Origin of the sequence: Janthinobacterium sp. Ant5-2-1, assembly GCF_001445815.1 — a bacterium.
Lineage (GTDB): Bacteria > Pseudomonadota > Gammaproteobacteria > Burkholderiales > Burkholderiaceae_D > Janthinobacterium > Janthinobacterium lividum_E.
Genome location: NZ_LNCE01000004.1, coordinates 142,334 through 158,700, shown reverse-complemented (window position 1 = coordinate 158,700; position 16,367 = coordinate 142,334). Strand labels below are relative to the sequence as shown.

General features: G+C 64.9%; 18 protein-coding genes. 11 read left to right on the top strand and 7 right to left on the bottom strand.

The features are described 5' to 3' along the window. Positions 1 to 111 precede the first annotated feature (111 nt). Positions 112 to 567, top strand: coding sequence for an META domain-containing protein (locus ASN89_RS00920; protein ID WP_058047957.1), 456 nt, complete (start codon positions 112 to 114; stop codon positions 565 to 567). A gap of 77 nt (positions 568 to 644) precedes the next feature. On the opposite strand, the gene ASN89_RS00915 is transcribed toward ASN89_RS00920, so the two are convergent. Further along, a complete protein-coding gene (locus tag ASN89_RS00915) occupies positions 645 to 1,208 on the bottom strand; it encodes a PEP-CTERM sorting domain-containing protein (RefSeq protein ID WP_046683672.1) in 564 nt (187 codons plus the stop codon). 239 nt (positions 1,209 to 1,447) lie between these two features. Here ASN89_RS00915 and ASN89_RS00910 point away from each other — a divergent pair, with 239 nt between their 5' ends. After that, complete coding sequence (locus ASN89_RS00910) at positions 1,448 to 2,137, top strand: HAD-IA family hydrolase (RefSeq protein WP_058047956.1); 690 nt, start codon at positions 1,448 to 1,450, stop codon at positions 2,135 to 2,137. Here ASN89_RS00910 and ASN89_RS00905 read toward each other — a convergent pair. Genes ASN89_RS00905 through ssuE form a run of 5 tightly spaced genes read right to left on the bottom strand, consistent with a single transcriptional unit; the run spans position 2,094 to position 6,577 of the window. Beyond that, the gene (locus ASN89_RS00905; RefSeq protein WP_082654344.1) at positions 2,094 to 2,924 is read right to left on the bottom strand and encodes an ATP-binding cassette domain-containing protein; all 831 of its coding nucleotides are present in this window, start codon (positions 2,922 to 2,924) and stop codon (positions 2,094 to 2,096) included. The two genes, ASN89_RS00910 and ASN89_RS00905, sit on opposite strands and share 44 nt — an antisense overlap. A 22-nt stretch (positions 2,925 to 2,946) precedes the next feature. Then, a complete protein-coding gene (gene ssuC, locus ASN89_RS00900) occupies positions 2,947 to 3,738 on the bottom strand; it encodes an aliphatic sulfonate ABC transporter permease SsuC (RefSeq protein WP_058047955.1) in 792 nt (263 codons plus the stop codon). A gap of 1 nt (position 3,739) precedes the next feature. Then, positions 3,740 to 4,900 (bottom strand): FMNH2-dependent alkanesulfonate monooxygenase, encoded by a 1,161-nt coding sequence (gene ssuD / locus ASN89_RS00895; protein WP_034757207.1) that lies wholly within the window; start codon positions 4,898 to 4,900, stop codon positions 3,740 to 3,742. Positions 4,901 to 4,921: 21 nt separating this feature from the next. Continuing rightward, positions 4,922 to 5,932 (bottom strand): sulfonate ABC transporter substrate-binding protein, encoded by a 1,011-nt coding sequence (locus ASN89_RS00890; protein ID WP_058047954.1) that lies wholly within the window; start codon positions 5,930 to 5,932, stop codon positions 4,922 to 4,924. 24 nt (positions 5,933 to 5,956) lie between these two features. Beyond that, the gene (gene ssuE, locus ASN89_RS00885) at positions 5,957 to 6,577 is read right to left on the bottom strand and encodes an NADPH-dependent FMN reductase (RefSeq protein WP_058047953.1); all 621 of its coding nucleotides are present in this window, start codon (positions 6,575 to 6,577) and stop codon (positions 5,957 to 5,959) included. 254 nt (positions 6,578 to 6,831) lie between these two features. On the opposite strand from ssuE, the gene ASN89_RS00880 reads away from it, so the two are divergent. From ASN89_RS00880 to ASN89_RS00840, 9 genes are all read left to right on the top strand, one after another. Then, positions 6,832 to 8,046, top strand: coding sequence for an acyl-CoA dehydrogenase family protein (locus tag ASN89_RS00880; protein WP_058047952.1), 1,215 nt, complete (start codon positions 6,832 to 6,834; stop codon positions 8,044 to 8,046). Between the two features lie 21 nt (positions 8,047 to 8,067). Next, positions 8,068 to 8,895, top strand: coding sequence for a MetQ/NlpA family ABC transporter substrate-binding protein (locus tag ASN89_RS00875; RefSeq protein ID WP_046683667.1), 828 nt, complete (start codon positions 8,068 to 8,070; stop codon positions 8,893 to 8,895). A 3-nt stretch (positions 8,896 to 8,898) separates the two neighbouring features. After that, on the top strand, positions 8,899 to 10,290 hold the full coding sequence (locus tag ASN89_RS00870) for an LLM class flavin-dependent oxidoreductase (protein WP_046683666.1): 1,392 nt from the start codon (positions 8,899 to 8,901) through the stop codon (positions 10,288 to 10,290). Positions 10,291 to 10,318: 28 nt separating this feature from the next. Continuing rightward, positions 10,319 to 11,308, top strand: coding sequence for an aliphatic sulfonate ABC transporter substrate-binding protein (locus tag ASN89_RS00865; protein WP_046683665.1), 990 nt, complete (start codon positions 10,319 to 10,321; stop codon positions 11,306 to 11,308). 6 nt (positions 11,309 to 11,314) lie between these two features. Beyond that, positions 11,315 to 12,139, top strand: a complete 825-nt coding sequence (locus ASN89_RS00860) for an ABC transporter permease (RefSeq protein WP_082127681.1) — start codon at positions 11,315 to 11,317, stop codon at positions 12,137 to 12,139. Between the two features lie 15 nt (positions 12,140 to 12,154). Further along, a complete protein-coding gene (locus ASN89_RS00855) occupies positions 12,155 to 12,889 on the top strand; it encodes an ABC transporter ATP-binding protein (protein ID WP_058047951.1) in 735 nt (244 codons plus the stop codon). 75 nt (positions 12,890 to 12,964) lie between these two features. Next, complete coding sequence (locus tag ASN89_RS00850; protein ID WP_058047950.1) at positions 12,965 to 13,723, top strand: hypothetical protein; 759 nt, start codon at positions 12,965 to 12,967, stop codon at positions 13,721 to 13,723. 64 nt (positions 13,724 to 13,787) lie between these two features. After that, positions 13,788 to 14,678: a subclass B3 metallo-beta-lactamase gene (gene bla, locus ASN89_RS00845; RefSeq protein ID WP_058047949.1), complete on the top strand. Its 891-nt coding sequence runs from the start codon at positions 13,788 to 13,790 to the stop codon at positions 14,676 to 14,678. Between the two features lie 92 nt (positions 14,679 to 14,770). Further along, positions 14,771 to 15,250: an META domain-containing protein gene (locus ASN89_RS00840; protein ID WP_058047948.1), complete on the top strand. Its 480-nt coding sequence runs from the start codon at positions 14,771 to 14,773 to the stop codon at positions 15,248 to 15,250. A 107-nt stretch (positions 15,251 to 15,357) separates the two neighbouring features. On the opposite strand, the gene epsC is transcribed toward ASN89_RS00840, so the two are convergent. Next, on the bottom strand, positions 15,358 to 16,296 hold the full coding sequence (epsC, locus tag ASN89_RS00835; RefSeq protein ID WP_058047947.1) for a serine O-acetyltransferase EpsC: 939 nt from the start codon (positions 16,294 to 16,296) through the stop codon (positions 15,358 to 15,360). Between the last annotated feature and the right edge of the window lie 71 nt (positions 16,297 to 16,367).

Here is a 16,367-nt window from a genome sequence, read left to right as displayed (position 1 = left end):
GCATGAGTTTAATGCCAGGACTGGCAAAATGGAAACAATGAACGCTGCTGTGCGCTGAGCGGCGCGCAAAACCTGCTAGTCTGCAGGCATTCCCCCTCACAGGAGCATCCCATGCCGCATCGCCTGACATACCTTCCCCTTGCCGCCGCCATCGCCATGGCTGGTGGCTGCGCCGCCACCAGCGACAGCGCCAGGCCGAACGCCAGCCTGGCGCCGCAGGCCAGCCTGACGAATACCTATTGGAAGCTGACGCAGCTCGATGGCGCGCCGGTGGCGATGGCGCCGCAGCAGGAGCGCGAAGTGCGCATTACCCTGACCGACGATGGCAAGGTCACCGGTTTCACGGGCTGCAACCGCGTCATGGGCGGCTATACGCTGGCCGGCACGGCCCTGCGCTTCACGCAACTGGCCGGCACGCGCATGGCCTGTCCGCCGCCGTTGATGCAGCTGGAAAGCGCCGTGCTGGCCAATTTGAACAACGTGACGGGCTACCAGCTCGAAGGCGAGAAACTGATCCTGCTCAAGGATGGCGCGCCCGTGGCCAGGTTTGAATCGGTCTATTTGTAGCAAGAAAAACAATGGCGCTGAGCACTTACGTACTGTGCAGCGCCATCTTCTGGTGCTATGCCCGTGACATCAACGGATCATGCCACCAAACCGGGGTGAATGACATACTTGCGACGGCGATACATGGCCGCCAGCGCCACCAGGCCCAGCCCCATCATCGCGTATGCGCCTGGCTCCGGCACGGCTGAAAGAACCTGCAACTGGGTTTGCGGGCTGAAATAATCCAGGCGGGAAAATGGAATCGATTCGCGGTTCGCGGCGTAGCGGTAAACCGAGTCACCGGTGTTAAAGTTCCTCTCGCTCCAAGTTTCAAAATGCGGCGCATTATCATAATAATAATGTGCGGCGATGCTCAATCCATTCTTGTAATCAAACGAAAAGTCCAGCGTGCAATTCGGTCCAGCCGCGCATTTGGTATAGTCGACGTCGAGCGCCACCATGCTGGTCAACTCATTTGTTGTGAGTACGCCGTCGTTATTGAGGTCCTTGCCTGAGAACGAACCACCATACCTGATATGGGGATTAAACACGCCATCGTTGACAAAACCCGTATAGAAAAAGTTAAAGTATTGATGCTCCTGCGCCTGGGCGCCGAGCGACAAGGATGCCAGAGTGGCGATATAGCAAATTTTTTTCAGCATGAGTTAGCTCCACTAGAATATCTGCAAGATGAAAGATGCATACTTGATCCAACTTAACCCATATCTATTCAGCAACAAAATGGCAAGAAAAATGCTTAAAAGACAAGGTCGGCAAATCATAGCAGAAATTATTAATTTTTCTTTTCTTTTTAATAATTTATTGTCCATATCAAGGTAGGAAAACACGTAGCTTGCTATACAGCTACAATAAACATCCGCTCTTGCATGGAAGGCCTACCTTGTCCACTCATTCCCCCCTGCCCCTTGGCAGTTACCGCGCTCTGCTGTTCGACATGGACGGCACCGTCATCAATTCCATCGCCGCCGCCGAACGCATCTGGGGCACGTGGGCGCAGCGCCAGGGCCTCGACGTGGCGGCCTTTTTGCCCACCATCCACGGCGCGCGCTCGGTCGATACCATCGCCAAACTGCGCTTGCCCGGCGTCGACGCGCAGCGCGAGTCGCAGGGCATCACGGATGCGGAAATCATCGATGTGGAAGGGATTATTGAAATCGCGGGCGCGTTGCGCTTTTTAGAATCGCTGCCGCCCGCGCAATGGGCCATCGTCACCTCGGCGCCGCGCGCGCTGGCCACGGCCCGACTGAAGGCGGCCGGCATGCCGATACCGGCCATCATGGTGACGGCGGAAGACGTCAAGGCGGGCAAGCCGAAACCCGATTGCTACCTGCTGGCGGCGCAAAAACTGGGCGTGGCGCCTGCGGATTGCCTCGTGTTCGAAGATGCATCCGTCGGCATCGAGGCGGGAGAAGCGGCGGGCGCGAAGGTCATCGTCGTCACCGCCACGCATGCGCACCCGCTGGCCACGCGCCACCCGGCCATCGACAATTATGAAGCCATCGTGGCAACCGTCGATAGCGACGGCTTTATTGTCCTGGCCGAGACGGCTGCAGCACGCGCGACAAGATAGTCTGCTCCAGCGCGGCGAAGGCCGCATGGCCGCGCTGGCGCGGGCGCGGCAAGTCCACAGGCACGTCCATGGTGATCTGCCCATCCTCGATCAACAGCACGCGGTCGGCCAGGGCCACGGCTTCGGCCACGTCATGCGTCACCAGCACGGCCGTAAAACCGCGTGCCAGCCATAGCGACTCAATCAGCTGCTGCATCTCGATGCGCGTCAGGGCGTCGAGCGCTCCCAATGGCTCGTCAAGCAGCAGCAGTTGGGGCTCGTGCACGAGGGCACGCGCCAGCGCCACGCGCTGCTTCTGCCCGCCCGACAGGGCAGACGGCCAGTCATTTGCCCGTTCGGCCAGGCCCACCGTCCACAGCGAGGCGGCCGCCGCGCCGACGGAACGGGGCAGGCCCAGGGCCACGTTGTCGAGCACCGTCTTCCATGGCAGCAAACGCGATTCCTGGAACATGATGCGGATGTCGGGGGCGCCCACGCCGCTGCCGATGGCAACCTTGCCGTCATCGACGCTTTCCAGTCCCGCGATGGAGCGCAGCAAGGTGCTCTTGCCACAGCCGCTGCGTCCGACGATGGCGACGAACTCGCCCGCTTCCAGCTGCAGATCGACGTTTTTCAGCACCGGACGTTCGCCATAGGCCTTGCTCAATTGCGTCAGCTCCAAAGGCACGCCACGGCGCGCCAAGGGAGCTTGCGGCGCGGCCTTGGCCTGCGGCGGTGCGCTGGCCGGGTCGTATTGCACGAAGTGCGACAAAAAATCCGTTTCGATCTGGATGGGGGCGAGCAGCATGGTGTCTTCCTTCGTCATTTCACTATCGGTAAGCGGGATTCCAGCGCAGGCAGTGGCGTTCCAGCCGGCGCGAGAACAGATCGGCCAGCTTGCCCAGCAAGGCGTACAGCAAAATCCCCACCAGCACCACGTCCGTTTGCAGGAATTCGCGGGCATTCATCGTCATGTAGCCGATGCCGGCCTGCGCCGAGATGGTTTCGGCGACGATCAGCAGCACCCACACGAGGCCCAGCGAAAAGCGCACGCCCACCAGAATCGAGGGCATGGCGGCCGGCAGGATCACGTCGCGGTACAAAGGCCAGCCCGAGAGACCGTAGCTTTTCGCCATTTCGATCAAGCCCTGGTCGGCCGAGCGGATGCCGTGGAAGGTGTTCAGGTAGACGGGAAAGAAGACGCCGACGGCCAGCAGGAACAGCTTGGCCGTCTCGTCGATGCCGAACCACAGGATCACCAGCGGGATCAGGGCCAGCGCGGGGATGTTGCGCACCATTTGCAGGGTCGTATCGAGCAGGGTTTCCGCGTGGCGGAAGCTACCCGTCAATAGCCCCAGCAGCAAGCCCAGTCCCGCGCCGACGACGAAACCGACCGTGGCGCGCCACAAGCTCGTTTTCAGGTGCAGCCACAATTCGCCCGACACGGCCAGGTGCCAGAAGGCTTTCGCCACGGCCCACGGCTCGGGCAGGATGCGGCTCGACAGCCAGCCCCACTGCGCCGCCAGCTGCCAGGCCAGCAGCAGCGCCACTGGCAAGGCCCATGGCGCCAGCGAGACACGCCATGGCGCGCCGCCTGCCCGTCGTATGGAGCCGGCCGCCATCTCAGGCCGCCTTTTTCTGCGGTGCGGCCGGCACGATATTGCTGGCCATGACTTCGCCGAAGGGACCGCTCAAGGACTGCTCACCCACGGCCTTGCCCTTGCCCAGCAGCGGGAACACCAGTTCGGCAAAGCGGTACGATTCTTCCAGGTGCGGGTAGCCGGAGAAAATGAAGGTGTCGATGCCCAGGTCCGCGTATTCCTGCATGCGCGCCACCACGGTCGGCCCGTCGCCGACGAGGGCCGTGCCCGCGCCGCCGCGCACCAGGCCCACGCCGGCCCACAGGTTCGGCGACACTTCGAGCTTGTCGCGCCGCCCGCCATGCAGGGCCGCCATCCGCTGCTGGCCCACGGAATCCATCTTGCCGAAGGCCGCCTGCGCCTTGGCGATGATGTCGTCATCGAGGTGGCTGATCAATTCATCGGCCGCGCGCCAGGCCGCCTCGTTCGTTTCGCGCACGATCACGTGCAATCGGATGCCAAACCGGACCGTGCGGCCTTTTTTTGCCGCGCGCGCGCGGATGTCGGCGATTTTCTCGGCAACGGCGGCGGGCGGCTCGCCCCACGTCAGGTACACGTCCATCTGCTCGGCCGCCAGTTCATGCGCCGGTTCCGAGGAACCGCCGAAATACAGCGGCGGATACGGTTTCTGCACGGGCGGATACAGGGTTTTCGCACCCTTCACCTGGATATGCTTGCCCTCGAAATCGTAGCCGGCCGCGCCACCCTCGCCCGCCAGCGTGGCGCGCCACACCTTGATGAATTCATCGGAGATTTCATAGCGCTTGGCGTGGTCGGCAAACAGGCCGTCCGCTTCCAGCTCGCCCTGGTCGCCGCCCGTGACGACGTTGATCAACAGGCGCCCGTTCGAGAGGCGGTCAAAGGTGGACGCCATGCGCACGGCCAGGCCGGGCGTGGACAGGCCGGGGCGGATGGCGACGAGGAATTTGAGCTTTTGCGTCACGCTGATCAGCGACGAAGCCACCACCCACGCATCTTCGCAGGAGCGGCCCGTGGGCAGCAGCACGCCGTCGTAGCCGAGCGTGTCGGCGGCCACGGCCACCTGGCGCAGGTAATCGGCATCGACGGGGCGCGCGCCCTGCGACGTGCCCAGATAGCGGCTGTCGCCGTGGGTAGGGATAAACCAGAAGACATTCAATGACATGGTGCACTTTCCTTTGCTTGTTTATTTTGTGCTGGTGGCCAGCTGGCGCGCCGGCAGCAGCGCGTCCTTGACGACGATCGGTTTCGGGATCAGCTTCAGGCCGGAAAACGCATCGGCCACCCTTTGCTGCGACGCGATGACGTCGACCGACACGGGTTTCACGCCATACGCATAGCGCGAGGCGGCCAGCGCCACGACATCCTTGCCCAGCCCCGTCTGTGCCGACAGGATCGTCGCCACTTCGTCCGGGTTGTTGCGGCCCCAGTCATCGACCTTGGCCACTTCATCGAGCACGATGCGCAGGATCTCGGGATTTTTTTCCGCATACGTGCGCGAAGCAAGATAAAACTGGTAGTTCGCCACCAGGCCCTTGCCATCGGCCAGCACGCGGGCGCCCAGCTGCTTTTCGGCGGCCGCCAGGAACGGGTCCCAGATGGCCCAGGCATCCACGCTGCCCCGCTCGAAGGCGGCGCGCGCATCGGCCGGCGGCAGGAACACGGGCTGGATGTCGGCGTACGCGACGCCGGCTTTTTCCAGCGCTTTCAATAACAGGTAATGCACGTTCGAGCCCTTGTTCAGGGCGATCTTCTTGCCCTTCAAGTCGGCCAGGGTGCGCAAGCCGGAACCCTTGGGCACGACGATGGCTTCGCTGGCCGGCGACGCCGGCTCATTGCCGACGTAGACCAGGTTGGCGCCGGCCGCCTGGGCAAAGATCGGCGGCGCCTCGCCCACGGTGCCGAAATCGATGCTGCCCACGTTCAAGCCTTCCAGCAGCACGGGGCCGGCCGGGAATTCCGTCCATTTCACGCCCACGCCCTGCTCGGCCAGGCGTTTTTCCAGAGTGCCCCGCCCCTTCAGCAGGGTCAAGGTGCCGTATTTCTGGTAGCCAATACGCACCTGCACCTGGAGCTCCCCTTTGGCCTGCGCCTGCGCCGCGACCGGCATGCCGGCTGCCATCATGCCGGCAGCGGCGGCAAACAGCAGGCCCAAAGTGGTACGGCGCGAGAGTCGTTGTGCGTGGCGGTGTGTCATGGCAATTCCTTGGTCGGTGAATAATCAGGCGGCTTGATAGTGGGGGGCGTACGGCTGGTCTTGCAACGAACGCACGGGGATCGAAATATCGGTTGGCGCGGACGGACGCTGTCCCTGCAGCACGAACAGGCCCGTGGAGAGTTCCTCGATGCCGGCCTGCACGCGGTCGGCAATCGGCGCGTCCAGGCTCAAGCCCCCTTCTTCGTGCCACGCCAGTTGCTGCGCATTGGCATAAATGCTGGTGAAGACTTGCTTGGCGCCCAGCGCATGGAGCACGGGACGCAGCGCGTAGTCGAGCGCCAGGGTGTGGGCATGGCCGCCGCCCGTGGCCAGCGGCAGCACCAGCTTGCCCGCCAGGCCATCTTGCGGCAGCAAGTCGAGGAAGGCTTTCAGCAGCCCTGTATACGACGCCTTGTAGATGGGCGTGGCGATCACGATGGCGTCCGCATCGGCCACGGCGCGCACGGCGCGGGCAATCGCCGCATCGTCGTAGTCGGCCAGCAGCAAGGCGCGCGCCGGCAAGTCGCGCACATGCAGCTGGGCGTAGCTGTGGCCTTGCAGCGCCAGCTGTTCGCCGATATGCAGCAGCAGGCGGCTGGAACTCGATGGGAGTTGCGGGCTACCGCCCAATAACAAGATGCTCATGTGATGCCCGTCCCTGTAGGTTGTCGAAAGTGGCGTTGTTCGGATGCTTGCAGCCTATCGCCATCAGAAGCCCAGTAAAACGAATGCTTTCGCGCTTCGATATGCGTTTTTTGACTATCCGGGCCTGACGCCCCGCAAACGAAGGCGCCGGTCTCCGCATGGCTTTTTTCGCATATCCATGCGCGGTTTTCTTCGTGTACGGCGCACGCGGGGCGGTGCAATATCGGCGTCATCGTCTTTCTGGAATGTCACTCATGTCTAGCGTTTTTCTCCATGCCGCCCGTCCCCAGCCGCCTGTGCCGGAACCCCTGCAGGACGCCATCAGCATTGCCACGGCGCTGGCTGCGCGCCTGGCTGAAACGGCCAATGCCCGCGACCAGGCCGGCGGCCATGCGGCGCAGGAACGCGAATGGCTGCGCGAGTCGGGCTTGCTGACCTTATCGATTCCCGTGGAATTCGGCGGCCAGGGCGCGTCGTGGCCCCTCGTCTACCAGGTGATCCGCATCCTGGCGCGCGCCGACAGCGCGCTCGCGCATGTCTTCGGCTTCCACCATTTGCAGCTGGCCGGCCTGCAGCTGTATGGCAGCGCGCAGCAGCAGCGCCGCCTGCTCACCCTGACCGTCGACGAGCGACTGTTCTGGGGCAATGCCTTGAACCCGCTCGACAAACGGGTCACGGCCACCGACAGCGGCGATGGCTATATCCTCGACGGCATCAAGAGCTTTTCTTCCGGCTCCGTGGGTTCCGACTGGCTGACCGTCTCCGCCTGGCACGCGCCCACGCAGACGGCGCTGATCGCCGCCCTGCCCACGCGCCAGGATGGCGTCACCGTGCAGGCGGACTGGGACGCCTTCGGCCAGCGCCAGACGGACAGCGGCAATGTGCATTTCCAGGCCGTGGCCCTGCCGCGCGAGCTGGTGCTGCAGGCGCCCGCGCAGGCTGCCACGCCGCAAGCGACCGTGCGCTCGCAGATCGCGCAACTGATCATGAGCAACCTCTATCTGGGCATCGCCGAAGGCGCATTCGAGGCGGCGCGCCTGTACACGGACGCGCAGGCGAAAGCCTGGTTTGCCTCGGGCGTGGACAAGGCAACAGACGACCCATTGGTGCAGCACCGCTATGGCCAGCTGTGGCTCTTGCTGCGTCCCGCGCAAGTGCTGGCCGACTTGGCGGCGCAGGAACTGGAAAGAGTGTTCCGCAAGGGCGCGCTGGTAACGGCGCGCGAACGGGGCTTGCTGGCCGTCTCCGTGGCCGAAGCAAAATGCCTGGCGCACAAGGCGGGACTCGAGATCAGCAGCCAGATGTTCGAACTGACGGGCGCCCGTTCCACCTCGGCCCAATACGGCTTCGACCGCTACTGGCGCAACGTGCGCGTGCACACCCTGCACGACCCCATCGACTACAAGCTGCGCGACCTGGGACGCTTTGCCTTGACAGGCACGGTGCCCGAGCCGACGGCGTATTCCTGATTCATTCACCAAGGAGCCACCATGACCATCGCCCGCCGCAGCATCCTCCTCACCGCCCTGACCCTCGCCCTGGCCAGCGGCTTCGTCCACGCCAAGGATCCGAAAGACATCACCATCGGCACCAGCGCCGGGCCGTATGCGGACCAGATCAAACTGGGCATCAAGCCTATCCTGGAAAAACAGGGCTACAAGGTCAAGCTGGTGGAGTTCAATGACTACATCCAGCCGAACTTCGCGCTGGCCGAGGGTTCGCTCGACGCCAACGTGTTCCAGCACATCGTCTACCTGAAGAAATTCGCGCTGGAGCACAAGCTGGCCCTGACGGACCTGATCACGATCCCCACGGCGCCGATTGCCATCTACAGCAAGAAGCACAAGACCCTGGACGACGTGAAGGAAGGCACGACGGTGGGCTTGCCGAACGATCCGACCAACCAGGCGCGCGCGCTGGTGCTGCTCGACCAGCTGGGATGGATCAAGCTGCGCGCCAGCTTCGACCCCGTGCGCGCGTCGGAAAAGGATATCGCCGTCAACACGAAGAAAATCAAGCTGCTGCCGCTGGAAGCGGCGCAACTGCCACGCTCGCTGGGCGACACCGACTACTCCTTCATCAATGGCAATTACGCGCTGGCCTCGGGACTGAAACTGACGGAGGCGCTGGTGGCCGAGAAAATCTCGCCCAACTACATCAACCTGGTGGCCGTCCGCACGGCCGACAAGGACAAGCAGTTCGCGAAAGACCTGGCGGCCGCCTACCGCTCGCGCGAATTCCTCGACATCACAAACAAGCACTTTGCCGGCTATTCGAAACCCGATTACCAGCAAGCGTTGCAGACGGCGGCCAAGTAAGCCATGGCAAAGACGATACGCTTCAACGCCTTCCAGATGAATAGCGTCGGCCACCAGTCGCCGGGGCTGTGGACGCATGCGCGCGACCGCAGCCACCGCTACACGGATCCCGCACACTGGACGGAACTGGCGCAGCTGCTGGAAGCGGGCCTGTTCGACGCGGTGTTCCTGGCCGACGTGCTGGGCGTGTACGACGTGTACCGGGGCAGCCTCGATGCGGCCCTGGAACACGGCGTGCAAGTGCCGCTGAACGATCCGCTGGCGCTCGTGCCCATCATGGCGCAGGCGACCACGCACCTGGGTTTCGGCGTCACCTGCGCCCTCACCTACGAACACCCGTATACGTTCGCGCGGCGCATTTCCACGCTCGATCACCTGACGGGTGGGCGCATCGGCTGGAATATCGTCACCGGCTACCTCGATAGCGCGGCGCGCAACCTGGGCCTGCAACAGCAGCTGGGCCACGACGAGCGCTACGACCTGGCCGACGAATACCTCGACGTCGTCTACAAGCTGTGGGAAAAAAGCTGGGATGACGACGCCGTCGTCAACGACAAGGCGCGCGGCATCTACGCCGATCCGGCCAGAGTCCATCCGATCAACCATGCCGGGCGCCACTACCAGGTGCCCGGCATCCATTTGTGCGAGCCGTCGCCGCAGCGCACGCCGCTGCTGTACCAGGCGGGCACCTCGCCGCGCGGCACGCGCTTCGCGGCGCGCCACGCGGAAGCGACCTTTGTCAGTGGTCCCAGCAAGACGGTGGTGAAACGCTATGCGGACGACTTGCGCGCCGCCGTGCGGCAAAGCGGGCGCGATGGCGACGCGCTGCTGATCTACGCGCAGGCGCTCGTCATCACGGGCGCCACCGAGGAAGAAGCGCGCGCCAAGCACGCCGACTACCTGCGCCACGTGAATATCGAGGCGGCCCTCGTGCTGCTATCGGGATGGACGGGCGTCGATTTCAGCCGCTACCCGCTCGACGCCACCATCGACTACATCGATTCCCCGGCCGGCCGCTCGGCGCTGGCCTCGTTCAGCCAGGCCGACCCGGATCGCACGTGGACGGTACGCGAAGCGGCCGAATACATCGGCCTGGGCGGGCGCGGCCCCGTGCTGGTGGGCGATGCGCGCCAGGTGGCCGACCAGCTGGAAAGCTGGCTCGATGAAACGGGCATCGACGGTTTCAACCTCGCCTTCGCCGTCGCGCACGACAGCATGGCCGATGTGGTGGCCCACATCGTGCCGGAACTGCAACGGCGCGGCCGCTACCGCACCCATTACGAGGAAGGCAGCTTGCGGCACAAGGTCTTCGGCCAGGGCCCGCGCCTGCCTGCCGATCACGCGGGACGCCTGGTCAGCATCGCACCCGCCGCCGACGCCCTGGCAGCGGCCTGACATATCCGATTCCCCATTCAAGGACACCATGAAACGCAGAACCATCTTGCAACTGGCCGCCAGCGGCGCCGCCCTCGCCGCCTTGCCCGGCCTCACCCGCGCCGCCGCGCAAGCGCCGCTGAAGGAGCTGCGCCTCGATTACGCCTATTATTCGCCCGCCAGCCTGGTGCTGCGCCGCTTCGGCTGGCTGGAAGAAGCGTTCAAGCCGGACGGCACCAGCATCAAGTGGGTCCTCAGCGCGGGCAGCAACCGCGCGCTCGAATACCTGAACGCCAACAGCATCGACATCGGTTCGAGCGCCGGTCTGGCCGCCCTGCTGGCGCGCGCCAACGGCAATCCTATCCGCGCGCCGTATATTTTTTCGCGTCCCGAATGGACGGCGCTGGTGGTGCGCAAGGATAGCCCCATCCGCAGCATCGCCGACTTGAAGGGCAAGAAGGTGGCCGCCACCAAGGGCACCGACCCGTATCTGTTCCTGCTGCGCACATTGAAGACGGCGGGACTGAAACGCGGCGATATCGAACACGTGAGCCTGCAGCATGCCGACGGCCGCGCGGCGCTGGAGCAGGGCAAGGTCGATGCCTGGGCCGGCCTCGACCCGCACATGGCCGCCAGCGAACTGGAAGCGGGGTCGCGTCTGATCTACCGCAACGTAGCGTTCAACACCTACGGTTTCCTGAACGTGCGCGAGGAATTCCTTGCCAGCCGCCCCGCCGAAGTGGGCAAGGTGATACAGGCCTACGAACGGGCGCGCGCCTGGATACGCACCTATCCGGCCGAGGCGGCGAAGATCCTGTCGGAGGAAGCCAAGGTCAGCCTGCCGGTGGCGCTGCTGCAGGTGAAGCTGCGCAGTGACTTCAGCAATCCGCAGCCGTCGAACGAACATGTGAAGGCCCTGCTGGTGGCCGCGCCCATCCTCGTCGATGAAGCACTGGTCAAGCCGGGCGCCGACTTGAACCGCGCCATCGCGGACCTCGTCGACACGCGCTTCGCCGCCCCCTTCATCGGCAAAGCGTAAGCGGTCATGGCCAGAGACACGCTCGCCGCACCGGTACAGGCCAACGAGACCGGCGTCCGGCGCAAGCCTCCTCCCTTGCCGCGCGTGGCGCTTGGCCTGCTGCTGCCCACCCTGGCGCTGCTGGCGGCGGAACTGGGCGTGCGCGCGGGCGCCATCCCCGCCAACCTGCTGCCGGCGCCCAGCGACATCGCCACCACCATCGCCGACCTGGCACGCCAGGGCCTGGCCGGCCACGTGCTGGCCAGTACCACACGCGTGGCCATCGGCTTTGCGGGCGGCGCGCTGCTGGCCATCGTGCTCGGCGCGGCCGTGGGCTTGAACCGCACGCTGGAGGCGCTGCTCGACCCCACGTTCCAGGCCCTGCGCGCGATTCCCTCTCTGGCCTGGGTGCCCTTGCTGCTGCTGTGGCTGGGCATCGATGAAGCGCCCAAGCTGGTACTGATCGGCATCGGCGCCTTCTTCCCCGTCTACATGGGCGTGGCGTCGGGCATCCGCGACGTGGACCGCAAGCTGATCGACGCGGCGCGCATGTACCGTTTGAGCCGTCCCGCGCTGGCGCGGCGCGTGCTGCTGCCGGCCGCCCTGCCCGCCATCTTCACAGGCCTGCGCAATGGTTTGAGCCTGGCCTGGATGTTCATGGTGGCGGCAGAACTGATCGCCGCCAGCCAGGGCCTCGGCTATCTGCTCAGCGACGGGCGCGAAACGAGCCGCGCCGACATCGTGCTGGCCGCCATCGTGCTGCTGGCCGTGCTGGGCAAGGCCAGCGACAGCCTGATGCAACGCCTGGAAACCCGTTTGCTCGCCTGGCGCGACAGCTATGCCACCACCTGACGAAAGCCTCCACGCATGACTGCCCTGCTTGACATTGCCATCCATGACAAATCCTATGGCGCGCGGCGCGTGCTGCATAACCTCCAATTGCAGCTGCGCCAGGGCGAGATCGTCAGCCTGATCGGCGCCAGCGGCTGCGGCAAGAGCAGCCTGCTGTCCATCGTGGCGGGGCTCGATACGGACTTTCGCGGCACATTGCGCCTGGGCGGCCAGCCGCTGGCGGGCGTGCACGCCGACATCGGCCTGATCTTCCAGGAACCGCGTTTGTTTCCCTGGCTGACGGTGGCGCAAAACATCGCCTTCGGCCTCGGTGCCGGTGGCGCAGACGATCCCAGTGTCGCGCAACTGCTGGAGGAAGTGGGCTTGCAAGGCCATGCGCACAGCCTGCCCAAGCAGCTGTCGGGCGGCCAGGCGCAGCGCGCGGCGATTGCCCGCGGCCTGTTTGGCCAGCCCCGCATCCTGCTGCTGGACGAACCGTTTTCCGCCGTCGACGCTTTTACACGCATGAAGCTGCAGGACTTGCTGGCCGCCGTCGCCGCGCGCCATGGTTTGAGCGTGCTGCTGGTGACGCACGATATCGACGAAGCGCTGTACCTGAGCGACCGCATCGTCATGCTCGATACGCGCGCCGGACCGCCGCGCGCCCATTACGACGTGGCCGCACCCCGCCCCCGCCTGCGCACGCCGGCAGCGCAGGCGCAATTGAAGGAGACCATCCTCGACGAACTGCACGCCGCGCACGCGATCTGAGGCTGGCTCGCCGCCCCAGTGACAAGCCTTGCCATTCATGTTAGCTTGCCATGTTAAAAACAAACAGGCGGCTACGTGCACCTTTTTTTCCTTACCGCCCTCGCCATCCTGGCCCTCGGCCACAGCGCGGCGCACGCCGATGCGCCGGCCGACACCGGCCAGTCCATCCACGTCAACAGCATCCGCAATCCGGAATTGAAATCCTACCGCGTGATGGCGGCGGGCCTCGATGCCTTTGACAACTACCATGCACTGGCACCCAAGGCGCGCGAAGTGCGCTTCCAACTGATTCCAGGACCCGACGCTCCGGCGGACGCCATGCAGGACGTGACCTTGCGCATCGCCGGCAACGACACCACTATCCCCGTACCCCTGTCGGCCAATGGCAGCTTTGTGCTGCCCCGCAGCGCGCAAGCCGACAGCGAAGATGCGGACCTGGTCACCAACAGGAAGCAAGGCCAGTTCCGCTGGCAGGCCAGCGTCCGCAGCGACGGTGTGCCGCCCGGCATGCGCCGCCTGGGCGACTTGCGCCTGCAATGCCAGGTGACGGTCGCCATCGCCAAGAAGGAGACCCCATTTTTGATACGCACCTTGGTCGCCACCAAGCTGCGCACCACCGACTGGTGTTCCGCCGACGCGCTCAAGATGGGCACGCACAGCGATCCGGCCATCGCCAGCGCCACCCTGCTCGATGGGGAGCGCCGCGTCGCGCTGCAGGTGAAAAATGGCGGCACGTCCTTCCTGGCCCCCGTGGGCGATACCCGCTATGCGGACGACACCCTGATCGAACTGGTGTACAAGGACACTGGCGATGCGCCGCCCGCATCGTTGTGACGTTTGCGTCCAGCCCCGTTCCATGTCAGCATACGCCACCTTGGCAACACGGATAAGGATCGCAATGCCCCTCACACTTACACGCGCGCCGGCGCTGGCGCTGGCGCTTCTGTTGGCCAGCCCCGTCGCCCAGGCACAGACGCCGGGCTGCGATGTCTGCGCCATCTGGAACGCGGACCAGGCGCCGTTCCGCATCTTCGGCAATACCTATTATGTGGGAGTGAAAGGTCTCAGCTCCGTGCTGGTGACGTCGCCGCAGGGCCATGTGCTGATCGACGGCGGCTTGCCGGAGTCGGCGCCCAAGATCATCGCCAATATCGCCACCCTGGGCTTTCGCATCGAGGATGTGAAACTGATCCTCAATTCGCACGGCCATATCGACCATGCGGGCGGCCTGGCCGAACTGCAGCGGCGCAGCGATGCGCTGGTGGCGGCCAGCCCGTCGGCCGCGCTGGACCTGGCGTCGGGCGAAGTGGGCCCGGACGATCCGCAATACCACGCGCTGCCCAAGTACCCGCCCGTCAAGGACATGCGCCTGGCGCGCGACGGCGGCCAGTTCAACGTCGGTCCCGTCAACCTGACGGCGCACGCCACGCCGGGCCACACGCCCGGAGGCCTGAGCTGGACGTGGCAATCGTGCGACGGCCCCCGCTGCCTGAACATGGTCTATGCGGACAGCCTCAACGCCGTTTCGCGTCCCGGCTTCAAGTTCAGCGCCAGCAGCGAATATCCGAACGCGGTGGCGGACTTGCGCCACAGCTTCGAGACCCTGGAAAAACTGCCGTGCGACGTGCTGATCTCGGCCCACCCGGAAGCGTCCCAATTGTGGGAAAGGCTGGAAGCGAGCACCACGGCCGGCAGCGAGGCGTTTGTCGACCCGCAGGCTTGCCGCGCCTATGCGGCGGCGGCGCGCACCGTGCTTGAGTCCCGGCTGGAGCAGGAAAAACAGCAGTGAACTTGCCAGCGAGCTTGTCAACCGTGCACGCTGGCGCGGCGCCGATCTGCTACGCTGACGGCTATTACTTATCACGTTAACCAGGAAATACCATGTTCACACTCGCCAGACTGATTCCCCTCGCCGCCATCGTCGCCATCACGGCCGGCTGCGCGCAAACGCCCGTGCGCAGCGATGCTGCCGCCGCCGCGCCTGGCGCCACCTCGCCCGCCAAGCCGGCGCCGAAGCTGACGGGCACGCAGTGGAAGCTGAAGGAATTGAAGGGCAAGCAAGTGGTGCGCAAGGCGCCCGAGCAACGCGAAGTGACCCTGCAGCTGGCTGATGGCCGCGCCAGCGGCAACAGCGGCTGCAACCAGATGATGGGCGGCTACACCAGCGATGGCGTCAGCACCTTGAACTTTGGACAAATGGCCGGCACCATGATGATGTGCCAGCCGCAGGACATGGACCTCGAGCGCCTGCTCTTGAGCACCCTGGGCGAAGTCAATGGCTACCGCTACGCCGACCAGGAATTGCTGCTGCTGAAGGATGGCGTGCCAGTGGCGCGGTATGAAGTGCTGACGGTGAAGTAAAACTGTGGGGTCAGTCGCTTCGCGATCGGAATCCGCCCTTTGGGGCGCATTCCCCCGTCGGGTCTGACCCCAGCCCTAACTCTGGGGTTACGCCCCTTCCGCCGCACCTAATCGTTACGCATCTGCGCCTGCGATACATTGCTGTTAGCTGGCACGCTCTGCGTCAGCCACACATTCCCCCCGATAGTCGATCCCGCGCCGATGGTGATGCGCCCCAGCACGGTCGCGCCCGCGTAAATGACCACGTCGTCCTCGACGATGGGATGGCGCGGCGTGCCCTTGATCAGCGCACCGGAAGCGTCGGCCGGAAAACGCTTGGCGCCCAAGGTCACGGCCTGGTACAGGCGCACGCGCTGGCCGATGATGGCCGTCTCGCCGATCACGACGCCCGTGCCATGGTCGATGAAGAAGGAGGCGCCGATGTGCGCGCCAGGGTGAATGTCGATGCCCGTCAGGGTATGCGCGATGTCGGCGATCAGGCGCGCGAGGAATGGCGCACCGAGCGCATGCAGGCGGTGCGCCAGGCGATGGTACAGGATGGCGATGGTGCCCGGATAGCAAAGCATGATCTCGGCCACCGAGGTGGCGGCCGGGTCGCCCGCATAGGCGGCCTGCACGTCCGACACGAGCAAGGCGCGGATGTCGGGCAGGCTGGCGGCGAAGGCGCGCGTGATGTCGCGCGCCTGCTGCGCCAGGGCCGCATCGTCATTGGCGCCATCGCCCTCATCGCCGGCCGGCACCGAGAACAGCAAGCCGCGCCGCACCTGCTCGCTGAGGCGGTTCAAGGTGGTGTTGAGGGTGTCGCCGACAAAGTAATCGATGCTTTCATCCGTCAGGTTGGGCCGCCCGTAATGCGTGGGGAACAGGGCCGCCGACAGGCCGTTGACGATGGTGGTGAGCGCTTCGCGCGACGGCAGTTCGCGCACCCTGCCGTTATGACGGATCTTGTGCTTGTCTTCGCGCGAGCTGCGCAAGGCCTGGATCACGGGCCCCAGGTTCCACTGGGCCGTGTCGTCGGCGGGCGCCGCTGGATAAATGCTGTGCATGGCGTATCACTTCCAAAAATGGCAAACAAGCCGGGTCGCCCAAGCTTAGCGGCCAGGCATGGCGATTCAAA